Consider the following 17047-nt stretch of genomic DNA (forward strand, 5'->3'; position numbering starts at 1 on the left):
GCAATGGAGGCATTACATGTTAGTGAAGTATAAACAGGATTATCAAAAAATTGCTCTGGGGCTATTATCATATACGCCAGATTTGAAAGATTTTGATCGCCTGTCTGCAGAACTTCAATCCTATAACGTAGAAGATAACTTACAACTTTACCTTTGGAAGAATCATCAAGGTGACTTTGTCGGTATTTGTGGTGTGGAACTGGATGATAATTTTGTTTTATTGCGTCATTTAGCCTTTACGCCGGATTATCGTAATCAAGAGAGTCAGTTTGCAGTTTTGGATGCATTAGCTGACACGTATACTGACAAACGTATTATGGCGCCGATGAGTATGAGTGATTTATTGACGAGTTGGGAACAGCATCACAGTCAAGAACAGCGTGATGAGGATTAAATATGGCAGCAGAGTTACAGCTTCAGTTAACTAAATTTGCTGGTCCATTAGACTTATTGCTTCATTTGATTAAAACACAAGAAATTGATATTTATGATATCCCAATTGCACAAATTACTGATCAATATTTAACCTACCTCAATGAAATGGAACAATTAGCATTAGATGTGGCCGGTGAATATTTAGTAATGGCGTCCACTTTAATGGCCATTAAAAGCCGTTTATTATTGCCCCAGTCAAAAGTTGAACAACTTGATCAAGGTAGTGTTGAGCCTGAAGATCCACGCCAAGCCTTAGTTGACCAATTGTTGGCTTATCAGACTTATCAAGAAGTTAGTCATTATTTAGGTCAAAAGGCACAACAGCGGGCCCGTTATTTCACAAAAGAAATGAGTGCTTTGCCTAAACAACCAGTACAACCTTTGCCTAAAGATTTAGTTACCACAACTGAAATGGCAGCGGCATTGGCCCACCTTTTGAATCAACAAGCTCAAGATCAGGCCTTTGTTAATCAAACTATTGATCGAGATGTTTTTTCAATTGAAGAAGCACAAGATTGGGTTAAGCAACAAGTTTTGGCAGCGGGCCCTCAGCAACTTAAATTTACAGCGTTGTTACAAACACCGGTTAGTCGTGAACAGGTGATTATTTTGTTTCTTGCCTGTCTAGAGTTAATGAAGAACAAAGTGATTACTTGTTTTCAGGCAACTAAAGATGATGAAATTCTTGTCAGTGGGGAGGTCGTCGCTTGATTCAGTATCAAGGTGAAATTGAAAGTATCTTGTATACATTAGGTGATGAAGGTATTTCACTTAAAAATTTAGCGGCCATTTTAGGCATTCACGTTAGTGCCTTGCGTCAGTTGTTAGCTGAATTAACAGAGTTTTATGAAAGTCATGATGGCGGTTTAACATTAATTCATCATCATGATACTTATCAACTTGCGACTAAACCTAAATTTGCCCCGATTCTTCATCAGTATTTCAGTGAACACCAACCAACAAGTTTAAGCCAAGCTGCCCTAGAAACCATGGCGATTGTTGCCTACAAACAACCAGTTACGCGCATTGAAATTGACCAAATTCGTGGTGTTCATAGCTCAGGAGCTTTGCAAACCTTAGTTGCCCGACAAATGATTCAAGAAACTGGTCGTAAAGAGGTAGCCGGACGGCCCATTCTTTATGGAACGACTGATTATTTTCTCAATTATTTTGGGTTAGATTCATTAGATGAATTACCAGAATTGACAGAATTTAATGCCGGTCAATATGATGCAAGTGGCAATTTAGATTTATTTTTTAAAGATAGACAACCAGAAACAACAGAGGAAGAGGAGCTAATAGATGAAACCGACACAGACTGAGCAACGCCTGCAAAAAGTTATTGCCAATGCTGGCGTAACTTCACGTCGTAAAGCAGAAGAATTAATTAAAACCGGTCGAGTGACCGTTAACGGTGAGATTGTTCGCGAATTAGGTACTAAAGTTGATCCAAAAGTAAAAATTGAAGTTGATGGGGTTCCCATTGATAAACATCAAAAGACCGTTACTTATGCTTTTTATAAGCCACGTGGTGTTATTTCGGCAGTTAGCGATGATAAACATCGTAAAGTCGTGACTGATTATTTTGCTGATAAGGATCTGCGTTTGTACCCAATTGGACGGTTAGATTATGATACGTCAGGTTTATTATTAGTTACTAATGATGGTGAATTAGCCAACTTATTGATGCATCCTAAATTCCGAATTGATAAAACTTATTACGCCAAAGTGGAAGGTATTCCAAATGCACAGGCATTAAAAAAATTGCGTGAAGGGGTCTCAATTCACGGTCGTAAAACCGCACCAGCTAAGGTATGGATTGAAAATCGGAATCAAGCTAAAAATACAGCGTTGGTGGGTTTAACAATTCATGAAGGTATGAATCATCAAGTTAAGTTAATGCTCCGTGATGTGGGTCACTCGGTGATGAAATTAAAACGTGAACAAGTTGCTTTTATTGATTTGAGTGGTTTGCAACCTGGTGAAGCACGCCGCTTAAGCAATAGTGAAGTTGAACATTTGCTAGAATTAGCTCGTGGTCAGAATAAGTCACGTTAATAATGAAAGCGCGAATAACTTCAGTTGCCAATTAAGTATTGCTTTGCTATAGTTAAAATGTAATTAAATATTTGGTTTGTCTTCAGGGCAGGGTGTAATTCCCGACCGGCGGTAAAGTCCGCGACCTACAGCGATGTAGTTGAATTGGTGTAATTCCAATACCGATAGTATAGTCTAGATGAAAGAAGACAGTCTTATTTGTGTAGACAATTTGACTGTTAGTCCCTGACTAGCAGTTTTTTTGTGACCAAATTTATTTACTTGAATGGTGAGACTAACCAAGTCATGATTTAAGTAAGTAATTAAGATAAGGCTGAACCGGAGACAACCGTTAAAGGAGACGGTTTACGTGCGTGATCATAAATTACGGACTTTGGTTGGTACTAGTATCTTTGGTGTTTTAAGTTATTTGGTGATGTTGGTTGAAATACCAATCTTACCCGGATTTCCTTTTTTAAAATTGGATTTCAGTGACTTAATTGTCCTGTGTGGTTTGTATTTATTTGGCATTAGTGGAGCCATTGGGGCAGCTTTAATTCGAGCATTTTTACATTTGATTATGACCGGTTTTGCAGCACCATCTTTGCTTGGTGAACTTGGCTCAGTGAGTGCTAGTATTACTTTGATTTTGGTTATGGCGTTCTTCATGAAACGTCAAACCAGATTGTGGCAAAGATTAGGCATGATTGTTTGCAGTACCTTGGCTTTAACTTTGGTTATGGCTGTGATGAATTATTTTATCCTGACGCCTTTATATGTTAACGTCACGGGCATTAAATTAGGTATGGATTATTTGAAATATGTATTAATGGCCATTATTCCCTTTAACTTGATCAAAGGCGCATTAATCACGGCGCTATTTACATTAATTTATGCTAAAATTGGACCATGGTTGTTGCAACAACGAGCAACTCGTAAATGATTTAAATTAAAAATATAAACTAATCAAAAACTGACCTAAATCCGTACAAGGATTTAGGTCAGTTTTAATTTGAATGAGGTTTAACAAATATTGAGCGCATTAGTCATTATTGCTTAACGACAATTCTTCAACTTATTAGCACTGATCATTAAGCGCCTAATTGGCTTTCCGATTATTTTTTGTTATCCTTAGGAAAAGGGACCTCTGAACGAACAATCGCGCCTGTTGGGCAAGCTGTATAAGCATCTTTGAATTGCGCTAATAAAGGCAGGGGAATGTCTTTAGTTCCTAGGTTGTTGTCAAGTTTGACATAGGCGATGCCATCTTCATCATATTCAAAAATATCTGGTGCTTTTAATTGGCACAGGCCACAAGCAATACATTGTTCTGAAAGTACTTTAGTATACATTTTGATCCTTCTTTTGGTGGTGTTATTTTGCAGGCAGATTTGCTGTTGCCCTTATTTTCTAGAAAACCGCGTCGTTATCAAGCCATTTATTATATTTTAACCGGTAAGCGCACGGTTTCCAATTTATTGGCAGGGTTAACTTATGATTTATTGCCTTATTTTCATTTTTATCCTAAACTACTGCAAGCTGATTATCAAGCAGCTTTGCAGCAATTAATGAGCCAACAATATTTAAAAGTTCAGTCAGAGACCAAAACCATTCGTTTAACTGCGCTGGGGCAATTGGCACAAGTTCAGCTACTTCAGCGTCAAATCTGGCCGCAGACTTATGATTATTGGCGTGATGGTGATTGGCAACTACAATGGGAGCGACTACTACTAAGCGTTCAAGTCATTAGTAATTATCAACACCAACAACGACACTATGCGCCACTGGCAACGCAACCTTTAGTGCAAGCCGAGATTCGACAGTGGTTTTATCGTAGCGGTCGTCGGCAGCAACACCAATTTGTTAAAGATTTAATTGCCACAGTGACAGGACTGCCCAAAGACCTAGCAGACTTATTGGCTAATTCATTGCGAAGTAACGCTTATGCTGGTACTTCGGACTTTCAATTGGGATTAGACCTAAATTTAACAGCAGATGAATTAAGCTTAAAGCGCATTGCGGCACTAAGTCAATTTATGCATGATATTACTTTTTTACCTCAACAATCGCCGCTGCGCCAAGTTTTTCCTGCAGCGCCTTCGCCATTGTCACGCGGGGCTGAACATACTTATGCGCTTTGGCAAGCTGATCAACCGTGGTCAACTATTGTCCAGAATAGTTATCAAAAAGAGGGGACATTGCTGGAGCATTTATTGGAGGCTGCTATTTTAGTACCGGATTTTAACTTTGAATCTTTGCCACTGCAACAACTCATTGCGGTTAATCCGGAAAGTTATTTTGCGCAACGATTATCAGAAATTCAAGCACAGAGGCGAAAAAATGACTAAGCAAACATTACAGGCAGAGTTAAAAACACGCTTTAAGTTCACTGAATTTCGACCTGGTCAAGCAGAGTTATTGCAAGCAATTCTGGATGGACAAAATGCATTAGGTGTCTTACCAACAGGGAGCGGTAAATCATTAATTTACCAATTTTTGGCACCGCATATAGAGGGCTTATTTATTATTGTCAGTCCATTGATTTCTTTAATGTCAGATCAATTAGAACGGATTCAGGCTGCTCATTTAGGCAAGGCGACCGTCTTAAATAGTCGGTTAAATGCCCAAGATCGACGCTATATTTTAGCACATTTAGCTGACTATAAATTTTTATTCGTAGCACCAGAAACACTTTGCCAACCGCAGATTATTCGTCGACTAGAAGAAGTAAATATTGGTTTATTTGTGGTGGACGAAGCTCATTGTATTTCAGGCTGGGGTCCAGATTTTCGACCAGATTATTTACGCTTGGGAACAGTTAGTCAACAAATAAAACCACAAGTGACACTCGCTTTAACGGCGACAGCAACTGATCAAGTTTGCACTGATATTAAGCACCAATTATTTTCTCATCAAGCCGTTTATATTTATCGAGATTCTGTTGACCGTCCGAATTTATATTTACGGACTGAATTTGTTCAACGGGATGATGATAAGTGGCAAATATTGCAGCAATTATTAGTACCACGTTGGCCAACTTTAATTTATGTGGCTACGCGCAAGCAAGCTGAGGAGCTGGCTTTAAAAATTGCTGGGGCAACTAAGCGGCCAGTGGCATTTTATCATGCTGGTATGGATAATCTGGCTCGTCAACAAGTGCAGCAGTTATTTATGCGCGATCAATTAGATGTGGTTGTAGCAACGAGTGCTTTTGGCATGGGGATTAATAAAGATAATGTCCGGTTATTAATTCATTACGAAATGCCAGCCAATTTTGAAAATTATTTACAAGAAATTGGTCGTGCCGGCCGCGATGGGCAACAAGCGTTAACCTTGATCTTCGTTCATCAAAATGATTTTCAGCGCTTATTAACGCGTCAGCAGGCTAATCAGATTCAGCCGCAAACCGTTTCACATTTTTATCACCAAATTTTGGATGCGACATTGCAGGATTCGCCAAGTCAGCTTGACGTACTGCAAGCTTATCAACGGGCTGATTTTACTGAAGATGAAGTGATTGCAACCTTGACGAAAACACAACGAGTTCGGGCTAATCAAGTGCAGCAGTTTTGGCGTTTTTTGAATTCAACCACTTGTTTACGGCAACAAGTTTGCGATTACTTCGATCATCAATCGCAAACCATCCAACATGATGAACATTGTTGTAGCACTTCGCAAGCACTGACCTTATCTGAACTCTTGAGCAAATTAACATTACCAACTTTAACAACTGAATCTCCAACAACCCAGCTTTTATCCGCCGGACAGATTTGGCCACAATTATTTGTTGATTTGACAGAGACAGATGAGTCATAATAGTGAATGGTTCGTTAGACTTTGAAAAATCGGTAAAAAGTCGCTATTCTTTAGCAGTTTTTAAATTATTTCCGTTCTGACTATGATAAAATTAAACATAAACAAATGGAGGGTCAGTTATGAATAAAGATCATGATAACGAAAAAAACGATCAGAACGAAACTAATCCTGAACGTCCTTGGGAAAATAGTTTTGATAATGATCGGGATGAAGACGGCAACTTATCACGTGTCGCTAGTAAAAAGCGGGATCGGGGTAATAAAGTTTTCGTTTCTATCTTAGTTGTTATTTTATTAGCTGTAATTGGGACAACCGTTTGGGCTTGGGTTTCTGCACAAAATGGAAATAATGACAATGGTACGCAGATTGTGGTTAGCTCCAAGAAATCATCCAAGAAATCTAGCTCAAGTTCTGAAAAGAAGAAGTCAAGTTCTAAGAAGTCATCTAAAAAATCAAGTTCTAAGAAATCGTCATCTTCTAAATCTTCTAGCTCAAGTTCAGAAGTTTCAGAATCATCATCTTCAAGTAGCTCATCTAGTGTTTCAAGCAGCTCAAGCATTTCAAGTAGTTCTAGCTCAAGCAGTAGTTCAGTTTATGTTGCACCAAGTAGTTCAAGTGCTTCAAGTAGCTCTGTGTATGCTTCAAGCTCATCATCTTCAAGCAGCACACCAAGCACATCTACGGCCAGCACATACACAATTAATGCCGGGGACAACTTGTATCGAATCGCCGTTAACCACGGCTTAACATTGGACGAATTACTTGCCTTAAACGGCTTACAACCTGGTTCTTCAATTGCACCAGGCCAAACAATTCGAGTTAAATAATTATTTAAGCAGGAGGCATTTGTTCATTGCAAATTGCAATTGATGGACCATCATCAGCAGGTAAAAGTACGGTTGCCAAAAAAGTCGCACAAAAATTAGGTTTTATATATTGTGATACTGGGGCAATGTATCGTGCCGCAACAGTTTTAGCAAAAGAAAATGGGATTGACTATGGTGACGAGGAGCAAATTTTAGCTAAGTTAAGTCAATCTGAAATTAGTTTTAAACCTTCTGAAAAAGGTCAACTGGTCTTTCTTAATGATGAAGACGTGACCCTAGCTATTCGGACACCAGAAATTACTAATAACGTTTCACAAGTTTCAGCATTACCTAAAATTCGTGAAGAGTTAGTACGTCAACAACGTAAGATTGCTGGCGACCATGATATTGTCATGGACGGTCGTGATATTGGTACAACTGTTTTACCGAATGCAGAAGTTAAAGTCTTCTTAATCGCTTCGGCAAGTGAACGTGCACGTCGTCGTTATGATGAGAATATTCAAAAAGGGATTATGACACCGCTAGCTAAGTTACAAGAAGAGATTGAAATTCGCGATTATAAAGATTCTCATCGCGAGATTTCACCGCTAACTAAAGCAACGGATGCCAGCGAAATTGATTCAACAAATCTTAGTATTCAGCAAGTCGTTGATAAGATTGTCGAACTAGCAAATAACGCAAGATAACTATTTTTGCGAGTTTCAACACTTTTTACTAGCTTGTTGGAGCAATATCAACTAAAATTAATATGATGTTATAGCGTGGGAGGATTAATTATGTCAGAGCAAGATTACAGTCAAAGCGAAATGGAAAAAGCACTCGACAGTGTACATGAAGTCAAAATTGGTGACGTCGTTAAAGGTGAAGTATTAGCCATTGATGATGGTCAATTAGTTGTTGGCATTCAAGGTACTGGTGTTGAAGGTGTTGTGCCATTGAAAGAACTTACCAGTGATCGCAGTGCTAATATTGAAGATCAAGCTAAAGTCGGTGATGTCATCGATTTAGTTGTCATTGCCAGCATTGGTCATGATAAAGAAAACGGTAGCTACTTACTTTCTAAGCGTCGCCTAGAAGCACGCAAAGTATGGAGTGATATCGAAGCTAAGTTTAAAGCTGGCGAAGCAATCCCTGTAACGGTTAAAGAAGTCGTTAAAGGCGGTTTGGTTGTTGATGCTGGTGTTCGTGGCTTCATCCCAGCCTCAATGGTTTCAGATCATTTCGTTGATGATTTGAAAGAATATGTTGGTCAAACTTTTGATGTTAAAATCATCGAAATTGAACCAAGCGAAAATCGTTTGATCTTATCTCGTAAGGCATTAGTTCAAAAAGAAAAAGAAGCTAAACGTGAAGAATTATTTGCTAAGATTTTACCTGGTGATGAAATCGAAGGTAAAGTTGCTCGTTTAACTAACTTTGGTGCTTTTGTTGACCTTGGTGGTGTTGATGGTTTAGTTCATATCTCTGAAATTTCACATCAACGTGTTGACAAGCCAAGTGATGTCTTAAAAGTTGGTGAAGAAGTTAAAGTTAAGGTTTTAAGTGTGGATGCTGATCGTAACCGTATTTCCTTATCAATGAAAGCTTTACAACCAGGACCTTGGGATTCTGTTACTGAAGTTGCCCCTGTTGGTGCAGCTATTGACGGTAAAGTTAAACGTTTAACAACATTTGGTGCTTTTGTCGAAGTTGCCCCTGGTATTGAAGGCTTGGTTCATATTTCGCAAATCTCACATCAACATATTGCTACACCTAATGATGTGCTTAAAGAAGGCCAAGATGTTAAGGTTAAAGTTTTAAGCGTTGATCCAGAAAATCGTCGTTTATCATTATCAATCAAAGCTTTGACTGAAAAGCCAGCTAGCGAAAATGATCGTGATAACCAAGCACAAGATGATAGTGAAGATAACTATGTCTTACCTGAAACTGATACTGGTTTTAGCTTTGGCGAATTATTAGGCGATGCTGCTAAAGATATCGAAGACGATTCTGACAAGTAATCACTTGATTGCAAGCAGAACTTCGTTTAAATTAATGATATGATAAAAGGAGTTGGGACCTTTATCTGGTCCGACTCCTTTTTTATGAGAAAACAAAATTAAGTAGTGAGGTGAGTTAATATGGCATTACCAGTCGTCGCTATTGTCGGTCGACCTAATGTAGGTAAATCGACTGTTTTTAATCGTATTGCCCGCCAACGTATCTCAATCGTTGAAGATACACCTGGCGTCACACGCGACCGTATTTATGCCCACGGTTCTTGGCTAAATCATGAATTTAGTATGATTGATACTGGTGGGATTGATTTTACAGATCAGCCATTTGTTGATCAAATTCGTATGCAAGCTGAAATTGCTATTGAAGAAGCTGATGTGATTATCTTCATGGTAAGCGCTCGTGAAGGTGTCACCGATATTGATGAGCGCGTTGCCCAAATTCTTTATCGTGCCAAAAAAGATGTTGTGTTAGCCGTTAATAAAACTGATAATCCTGAACAACGTCAAGATATTTATGACTTCTATTCGTTGGGCTTTGGCGATCCAATTCCAGTGTCTGGTGCACAAGGAACTGGAATTGGTGATTTATTAGATGCTGTTGTCACTAAGTTCCCATTAGAAAAGGACAATGAAGAAGACGATACAATCAAGTTTAGTTTGATTGGTCGTCCTAACGTTGGTAAATCCTCATTAGTTAATGCGATTTTGGGTGAACATCGGGTAATTGTTTCTGATATTGAAGGTACAACTCGTGATGCAATCGATACGCAATTTACTGATGATGATGGTCAGAAGTTTACCATGATTGATACTGCCGGCATCCGTAAACGTGGTAAAGTTTGGGAATCTACTGAAAAATACGCAGTTATGCGGGCCCAAAGTGCAATTGATCGTTCTGATGTTGTTTTATTCGTCATTGATGGTGAAGAAGGCTTACGTGAACAAGATAAGAAAGTTGCTGGCTATGCTCACGAAGCTGGTCGGGCAATCATTATTGTCGTTAACAAATGGGATTTGGTCAAAAAAGATACTTATTCCATGCAGAAATTTACCGACAAATTGCGTTCGGAATTGCAATATTTAGATTACGCACCAATTGTCTTTGTTTCTGCATTGACTAAGCAACGTTTAAATGTTTTACCAGACATGATTAAGACAGTTTCAGTTAACCAACAGCGTCGGGTTCAATCATCAGTATTGAATGATGTGTTATTACGGGCCGTGGCCATTACGCCAACGCCAACGGTTAAAGGCAAACGTTTGCGTGTTTATTACTTAACACAAGTTGCGATTAAGCCACCGACTTTTGTGGCCTTTGTTAATGATCCAGAGTTATTTCATTTTTCATACCAACGTTTCCTAATTAATCAATTACGGGATAGTTTTGATTTTTCTGGGACACCAATTCACTTAATTCCACGTCAACGCAAGTAAATTTTGTGGCATAGAGGCTGATTGAATATTGGAGATATATTGCTTGAGAGCAACCTGATTAAACCGCGATTTAATTGGATTTTTTTGAAATAATGGGTTAATTTTATCAATTCTGAAATGTTTTTCTCAAAAATGCATTTCATCGATTAAAGCCTTGATAAATATCCGTTGTTTTTACAAAAAAACCTTGTAGAATAGGGGTTTCTATGGTAACTTTAGTAATGGAATAGTGATAGAGAAGCATCATTGTTTCATCATTTTTGCGCCAGCAAAAGTGAAATGTTCAGGCTCGTGAAGCTTGACCCCAGGAGGTGAAATTCATGGCAAATAAAGCAGAATTAATCGATAACGTAGCATCAAAGACTGGTTTAACTAAGAAAGACGCAACTGCTGCAGTTGACGCTGTATTTAGTTCAATCCAATCAACACTTGCTAAGGGTGAGAAGGTTCAATTGATCGGCTTTGGTAACTTCGAAGTTCGTCAACGTGCAGCTCGTAAAGGCCGCAACCCTCAAACTGGTGCTGAAATCGAAATCCCTGCAAGCACTGTACCTGCATTCAAGCCAGGTAAGGCTTTGAAGGATGCTGTTAAATAAGAATTTAACATTACATTGAAGTACTAAGGCCGACAATTGTGTCGGTCTTTTTTTGTTGTTCTGAATTTTTAGCTAAATATTCAAAGTGACGTTCTTGATGCCTCTGTGAAATTGCTGGTGTAACGCTGCGAGCTTTGATTTAAGCCAAATTAAAACCAATTTGTCTTAAATACAAACTTTATTGTAAATGGTCAACCATTAACAATAATTCCGCGGCTGACCAGCATCTCACTCCATCACTAAATAAACTCGGCGGAACTAGCAAGTTGATGCAGCTAGATTTTATTGATGCCAAATTAAATTTAAGCAGCGTAGGAAAATGCCGGTCAGTGGTGAAATTACTGTTATTGCTTTAGCAATTACAGTAAGACCTAGTTTGAAGACAATTAGCAATTGGCTTCAAATAGTGTCCACTACGTTCCACCTGGCAATTTTTCGGAGCCGTAGCATGGTAGAATTAAATTATTAAACTAATAAGAAGAGGTCTGCTAGAATAAACTAAAAAGTTGTGACAATAGCGCCGTTATTAATTATTCGCTATAATTAATAGGTTAAGTTTTATTGAACGTTAATTAAAAACATTAGAAAGTAGCGAGGTACTCTATGACTTATTCGGAAGAAATGCTGCAGGCGTTAGAGGATCAAGATTTAGATGAAGCTAAGAAGAAATTCGCATCAGCATTGCGCCATGATGATGACGATACTTTATTTAGTTTAGCCGAGGAGTTACAAGCAATTGGGTTTAATAATCAGGCCCGCCGGATTGCAGAAAAGTTATTGCAGAAATATCCTGACGCAGATGATGTTCGTTTAATTTTGGCGGAATTGGCCATTAGTGATGATCAAACGGATGAGGCCTTGCTGCAACTTGACCATATTTCGCAAAGTTCAGAAGTTTATCCGCAAAGTTTACTAACAGCGGCTGATCTTTATCAATCTTTGAATTTGCCAGAGGTTAGTGAACAAAAGTTATTGACTGCTAAGGCCTTGTTGCCAGACGAACCGGTTGTGGATTTTGCGTTAGGTGAGCTATATTTAAGTTTAGGTCGCTACCAAGAAGCACTGCCATACTACCAAAGCTTGACTGAAGCCGGTGTTGATTACTTTGCGCAGGTTTCAATTCAGCAACGTTTAGCTCAGTGTTTATCGGGATTGGGTCAGTATGAAGAAGCCATTGCCATTGATGAAAAACTAACAGAAAATTTAGCGACCGATGATCAACTATTTGAACTAGGCGTCTTGTATCAGCAGGTAAATGATGATGAAAAAGCAATCAAGATTTTAACACGCTTGCAACAACAAAATGCTGATTATAGTTCGCTTTATCGTCCTTTGGTGCAAAGTCAATCAACATTAGGTCGCTACGATCAAGCCTTGCAAACAGCTCAAGTGGGGCTGGGTTATGATGAGTTTAATCTTGAGTTGTATCGTCTGGGTGCCCAAGCAGCGGCTAAAGTTGGCGCTAAGCATCAAGTGGAAGACTTACTCAAGAAGGGGCTTACGATTGATCCAGAAGCGCAGTCATTACGGCTAATGTTAGGTGAGCATTATTTGCGGGCTGGTCGCGCTCAAGATAGTGTCGAGTTACTAGCGGCTGTTGCTGAACAAGAAGATGAAGCTGACCCACAAGTTAATTGGGAATTAGCACAGGCTTATGATCAGTTGGATGAGGTTGATCAAGCACGCGAAAATTATTTTATTGCTTATCCTAATTTAAAAGACAATCCACAATTTATGAAACAGTTCGCGTTGTTCTTACAGTCTCAAGCAGCTAAAGATGAATTAAAAATGGCCGTGCAACAATATTTAAAATTAGTTCCTGATGATGATGATTTTCAAGCGCTGCTTTTAGAATTAGAAGATAACGATTTTTAGAATTAAAAATATGTAAATAAAAAGAAGCAGACAAATTGTCTGCTTCTTTCTTTATTTTTTAGTGGTACGTAGTGAAAGTAAATTATGCGTTGGTTTGCGCATATAAGTAAAGCCTTCACCAACAGCTTCATGCACATCAATTATTGAGATAAAGGCACTCGAATCTAAATTCATAATAATTTTTTTAGCTTGAACAACTTCGCTAGGTGCCACGACACAATAGACAATTGGTCGGCGGTCATGTTGGTAGCCACCCTCAGCGCTTAAGAAAGTGGCGCCACGTTCCAATTCATTCATGAGCGCATGGGCAATTTCTTCATGCTTTTCGCTGATAATTAATAATCCCTTAGCAGAGTAACTACCGTCTTGAGTGGCATCAACAATCCTTGAAAAAACAAAAGATGAAAGCAACGTATACATCATATGTTCAATATCTAAGTAAGTAAGCGAAGTTAACAGTACAATCACATCAATGGCCAGTAAAGTTCGGCCCATGGGGATACCACGCTCTAATTCAAGGATACGAGCAATCACGTCGCTACCACCGGTTGTACCACCATAGCGATAGATTAAACCTGAACCAAAACCACCAAAAATCCCCGCCAAAACACCAGCAATGAATAAATCATGGTGTAAGTTAATGTTAAGCATGAAAGGAACTCGCTGCCACATCCACAGTGAACCGGATAAAGCCAATGTACCAAAAATAGTATAGATCATTCCTTTACGACCTAAAAAATGGTAGCCTAGAATAATAAGTGGAATGTTTAAAAAGATTGTTGAGTAGGCCGGGTCTAAATGCCACCATGCCCGCAAAATCAAAGTAACACCAGTCATACCACCTTCGGCTAAGTTGTTTTTGATGTTAATCGCAACTAAACCGAAGCCATAGATTAAGGCGCCGAGTATAATCATGATAAATTCACGAAGCGTGGTTTTCCAATCCACAGTTTTCCAATCGATATTTGTCATATTCATACCTCCACTTTGATTTTTTATAATTAGGCAAATCTTATTAATTATTGAAGATTATGATTCAAAAATTGCACTCATTTCTGTGCAGTTTTACAATAGAAACTATAATGATTAAATGAGTTAATCAAGGACAGGTGTTGACATGTATTTAACAGCGTTTCCCAATGAATTTCAACAGGCACTACCTATTTTACAACAAATTGAGGCTCACGGATACGAAGCTTATTTTGTCGGCGGTTCTGTGCGCGATACGCTGTTAGGAAAAGCTATTGCAGATGTAGATATTGCAACTAGCGCCTTTCCTGCAGAAATTAAAGAAATTTTTCCTAAAACTATTGATACCGGCATTAAACATGGAACAGTCACCGTCATGCAACATGGTATTGGCTATGAAGTGACAACTTTTAGAACTGAATCGGGTTATCAAGATTTCCGCCGACCAGATCACGTTACTTTCGTGCGCTCACTTAAACAAGATTTACAACGACGTGATTTTACCATTAACGCCTTAGCTGTTCGTGCTGACGGCCTAGTGATTGATGAATTTGATGGGTTAGCTGATTTAGCAGCACAAACGATTCGCGCTGTTGGTAATGCAGATGAACGGTTCCATGAAGATGCTTTAAGAATGATGCGTGCCGTTCGTTTTGCTAGTCAGCTCGGCTTTGATATTACCACAGATACTTATGTCAGCTTACTACACAACGCTGAGCTTTTGCAAAAGATTGCCGTTGAACGTATTCATACTGAATTTGAAAAGATGATGTTGAGTGCAAACTGGTTAATTGGTTGGAAGTTATTTGTTGCCACCGGCTTGATTAAAAACACACCCTTCTTTAAAGATTACTTAACTGGTAATTATCCTAAATTTGTTGCCACACAACAGCCCTTAATGGACGAGGCAGCAATCTGGACGCTTTTAGGTGAGGGGTTTAGTCTAACTCTAGCACAACAACAGCAGCTCTTACACAGCTGGAAATCAGCTAATGAAGTGATTGCTGATAGTCAGCATACGTTAGCTTTTAGTCGGTTGTTACAAACAAACCCACAGCCTGGTGCTAGCCAACTTTACCAAGTGGATGCTACCATTATTGAGCGGTTAGCCACCATTTGGCCTATTTTACAATTGGATGCTGACTTTACTCAATTGGCCATTCATTACCAGAATCTTCCTATCAAAAATCGTCACGAACTAGCCATTGATGGACAAACGTTAATTCAAAAGTTAGGTCTTAAACCTGGCCCAGAAATTGGGCAATGGTTAAACCAAGTTGAACACGCAGTCGTCATGGGTGAAGTCGTTAATCATAATGAAGCATTAATTGAGTGGATTAAACAACAAACTGATTGAGAAAGAGGGACTCATCGTGAATCCTAATGAAGAGAAGTATTTACAATTTGCTAGCACTGTTTTAACTCAGGGCCACCGCAAACATGATCGGACTAATACCGGAACGAACAGTATTTTTGGTTATCAAATTCATTTTGATTTACAAGCCGGGTTCCCCATATTAACTACCAAAAAAGTGCCGTTTGGCTTAATTAAAAGTGAGTTATTGTGGTTTTTAAAGGGTGACACGAATATTCGTTACCTTTTACAACACAAGAATCATATTTGGGATGAATGGGCTTTTGAAAATTATGTCAAAAGTGCTGATTATCAAGGTCCAGATATGACTAATTTTGCTCATCAAGCGTTAGCTGATGCAGAATTTGCTAAAGTTTATCAAGAACAGCATCAACTTTTCTGTGACCAGATTTTAGCTGATACAGATTTTGCTGCTAAGTATGGTGAATTAGGTCCAATTTATGGTCGGCAATGGCGCGCTTGGGAAACAAGTCGTCATGAAACAATTGATCAACTGGTCGATGTCATTCAACAGATTAAAACTAATCCAGATTCACGCCGGTTAATTGTTAGTGCCTGGAATCCTGAGGATGTTCCACAAATGGCTTTACCACCATGTCATACGCTGTTCCAATTTTATGTAAATGATGGTAAGTTATCTTTGCAGTTGTACCAACGAAGTGCAGATATCTTTTTGGGCGTGCCTTTTAATATTGCCAGCTATGCACTACTGACTCATTTAGTAGCACATCAAACTGGGTTACAAGTTGGTGAATTCATTCATACGTTTGGTGATGCTCATATTTATCACAATCATATTGACCAAGTTAACCAACAATTACAGCGGACACCTAAAGCCGCACCAACGCTTTGGTTAACTGATGAAATTAAGCCAGATTTAGCGGATTATACAATGAAAGATATTAAGTTAATTGGCTATGACCCAGCACCAGCAATTTCTGCGCCAGTCGCAGTTTAGGAGTGATACTTTGTTAGCATTCATTTGGGCAGAAGATCAACAGCATTTAATTGGTGATCATGGCCAACTACCTTGGCATTTACCGGCCGATTTAAAACATTTTCAAGCATTAACAGTGGGACAGACCATCATTATGGGCCGAAAAACTTATGACTCATTTCCTAACGGTCCACTACCACGGCGGCAAAATTGGGTCTTAACGACGCAAGCTGCTGACCAATTCCCTGACAGTGTTCGCGTCTTTAATCAGATAACTGCGATTCGTTCGGCAATTGCTGCTGCGCCAGAGCAAAACTATTTAGTAATCGGTGGCGTTTCGTTATTTGAGACCTTTGTTGATTCAGTTGATGTCCTGTATCAAACTACGATTAAAGCTAGTTATCAAGGCGATGTTTACATGCCGACATTGCCTTGGTCGAAGTTTAATTTAGTGAAACAACAAGTTCACCCGGTAACTGCAACAACGCCAGAATTTAGTTTTAATGAGTATCACCGGGGTTAAGCTAAAACAAGAACAACAAATTAATTTTTGTTATCATCTAGTTTTGATAATTAGATGTAAAGATAAATATTTATTGGTGAGTTAATTCAATACCATGTTATAATATTTATTGTTGATGGCAATTTAGCAAACGCTGTTAAGCAGAAGTTTTAGTATAGGCTATTAATAGACAATTCGTACGTTCTGTATTACGATTATCTGCAATTAGAATAATATTCTGAATGAT

At 38.8% G+C, this 17047-nt stretch carries 18 protein-coding genes and 1 riboswitch; of the genes, 16 read left to right on the forward strand and 2 right to left on the reverse strand.

All coding sequences use genetic code 11. The annotated features are described in order from the left end of the window. Positions 1-16 precede the first annotated feature (16 nt). The 5 genes from FC84_RS02485 to FC84_RS02505 all read left to right on the forward strand — a co-directional run bounded on the left by FC84_RS02485 (position 17) and on the right by FC84_RS02505 (position 3415). Positions 17-394: a hypothetical protein gene (locus FC84_RS02485; protein WP_057754882.1), complete on the forward strand. Its 378-nt coding sequence runs from the start codon at positions 17-19 to the stop codon at positions 392-394. Positions 395-396: 2 nt separating this feature from the next. Beyond that, positions 397-1146 carry a segregation and condensation protein A gene (locus FC84_RS02490; RefSeq protein ID WP_057754885.1) on the forward strand — a complete coding sequence of 250 codons (750 nt, stop codon included), beginning with the start codon at positions 397-399 and terminating at the stop codon, positions 1144-1146. Further along, the gene (scpB, locus tag FC84_RS02495) at positions 1146-1757 is read left to right on the forward strand and encodes an SMC-Scp complex subunit ScpB (protein ID WP_057756060.1); all 612 of its coding nucleotides are present in this window, start codon (positions 1146-1148) and stop codon (positions 1755-1757) included. Before FC84_RS02490 ends, scpB begins: the two co-directional genes overlap by 1 nt. Further along, positions 1738-2493 (forward strand): pseudouridine synthase, encoded by a 756-nt coding sequence (locus FC84_RS02500; RefSeq protein WP_057754888.1) that lies wholly within the window; start codon positions 1738-1740, stop codon positions 2491-2493. Before scpB ends, FC84_RS02500 begins: the two co-directional genes overlap by 20 nt. A gap of 74 nt (positions 2494-2567) precedes the next feature. Further along, positions 2568-2687: riboswitch (FMN riboswitch) on the forward strand. Between the two features lie 155 nt (positions 2688-2842). After that, complete coding sequence (locus FC84_RS02505; RefSeq protein ID WP_057754891.1) at positions 2843-3415, forward strand: ECF transporter S component; 573 nt, start codon at positions 2843-2845, stop codon at positions 3413-3415. A gap of 172 nt (positions 3416-3587) precedes the next feature. Here the strand turns inward: FC84_RS02505 and FC84_RS02510 are convergent, their stop codons facing one another. Next, positions 3588-3824, reverse strand: coding sequence for a ferredoxin (locus FC84_RS02510; RefSeq protein ID WP_057754895.1), 237 nt, complete (start codon positions 3822-3824; stop codon positions 3588-3590). A gap of 27 nt (positions 3825-3851) precedes the next feature. On the opposite strand from FC84_RS02510, the gene FC84_RS02515 reads away from it, so the two are divergent. The 8 genes from FC84_RS02515 (at position 3852) to FC84_RS02550 (ending at position 13017) form a co-directional block, all read left to right on the forward strand. Continuing rightward, the gene (locus FC84_RS02515) at positions 3852-4820 is read left to right on the forward strand and encodes a YpbB family protein (RefSeq protein ID WP_057754898.1); all 969 of its coding nucleotides are present in this window, start codon (positions 3852-3854) and stop codon (positions 4818-4820) included. Next, positions 4813-6288: a RecQ family ATP-dependent DNA helicase gene (locus FC84_RS02520; RefSeq protein ID WP_057754902.1), complete on the forward strand. Its 1476-nt coding sequence runs from the start codon at positions 4813-4815 to the stop codon at positions 6286-6288. Before FC84_RS02515 ends, FC84_RS02520 begins: the two co-directional genes overlap by 8 nt. A 119-nt stretch (positions 6289-6407) precedes the next feature. Then, positions 6408-7115, forward strand: a complete 708-nt coding sequence (locus FC84_RS02525) for a LysM peptidoglycan-binding domain-containing protein (RefSeq protein WP_057754904.1) — start codon at positions 6408-6410, stop codon at positions 7113-7115. Positions 7116-7141: 26 nt separating this feature from the next. After that, positions 7142-7801: a (d)CMP kinase gene (gene cmk / locus FC84_RS02530; protein WP_057754907.1), complete on the forward strand. Its 660-nt coding sequence runs from the start codon at positions 7142-7144 to the stop codon at positions 7799-7801. 90 nt (positions 7802-7891) lie between these two features. Next, positions 7892-9115: a 30S ribosomal protein S1 gene (rpsA, locus tag FC84_RS02535; RefSeq protein ID WP_057754909.1), complete on the forward strand. Its 1224-nt coding sequence runs from the start codon at positions 7892-7894 to the stop codon at positions 9113-9115. 120 nt (positions 9116-9235) lie between these two features. Next, positions 9236-10546, forward strand: a complete 1311-nt coding sequence (gene der, locus FC84_RS02540; protein ID WP_057754912.1) for a ribosome biogenesis GTPase Der — start codon at positions 9236-9238, stop codon at positions 10544-10546. Positions 10547-10866: 320 nt separating this feature from the next. Continuing rightward, positions 10867-11142 carry an HU family DNA-binding protein gene (locus tag FC84_RS02545; RefSeq protein WP_057754915.1) on the forward strand — a complete coding sequence of 92 codons (276 nt, stop codon included), beginning with the start codon at positions 10867-10869 and terminating at the stop codon, positions 11140-11142. Between the two features lie 603 nt (positions 11143-11745). Beyond that, positions 11746-13017, forward strand: a complete 1272-nt coding sequence (locus tag FC84_RS02550) for a tetratricopeptide repeat protein (protein WP_057754918.1) — start codon at positions 11746-11748, stop codon at positions 13015-13017. 51 nt (positions 13018-13068) lie between these two features. On the opposite strand, the gene FC84_RS02555 is transcribed toward FC84_RS02550, so the two are convergent. After that, the gene (locus FC84_RS02555) at positions 13069-13989 is read right to left on the reverse strand and encodes a YitT family protein (protein WP_057754921.1); all 921 of its coding nucleotides are present in this window, start codon (positions 13987-13989) and stop codon (positions 13069-13071) included. A 145-nt stretch (positions 13990-14134) separates the two neighbouring features. On the opposite strand from FC84_RS02555, the gene FC84_RS02560 reads away from it, so the two are divergent. Genes FC84_RS02560 through FC84_RS02570 form a run of 3 tightly spaced genes read left to right on the forward strand, consistent with a single transcriptional unit; the run spans position 14135 to position 16821 of the window. Next, positions 14135-15343, forward strand: coding sequence for a CCA tRNA nucleotidyltransferase (locus tag FC84_RS02560; protein WP_057754924.1), 1209 nt, complete (start codon positions 14135-14137; stop codon positions 15341-15343). A 16-nt stretch (positions 15344-15359) separates the two neighbouring features. Beyond that, on the forward strand, positions 15360-16319 hold the full coding sequence (locus FC84_RS02565; RefSeq protein WP_057754927.1) for a thymidylate synthase: 960 nt from the start codon (positions 15360-15362) through the stop codon (positions 16317-16319). Positions 16320-16329: 10 nt separating this feature from the next. Continuing rightward, positions 16330-16821 (forward strand): dihydrofolate reductase, encoded by a 492-nt coding sequence (locus FC84_RS02570; protein WP_057754930.1) that lies wholly within the window; start codon positions 16330-16332, stop codon positions 16819-16821. The last annotated feature ends 226 nt before the right edge of the window (positions 16822-17047 follow it).

Source organism: Lapidilactobacillus dextrinicus DSM 20335 (genome assembly GCF_001436095.1).
Lineage (GTDB): Bacteria > Bacillota > Bacilli > Lactobacillales > Lactobacillaceae > Lapidilactobacillus > Lapidilactobacillus dextrinicus.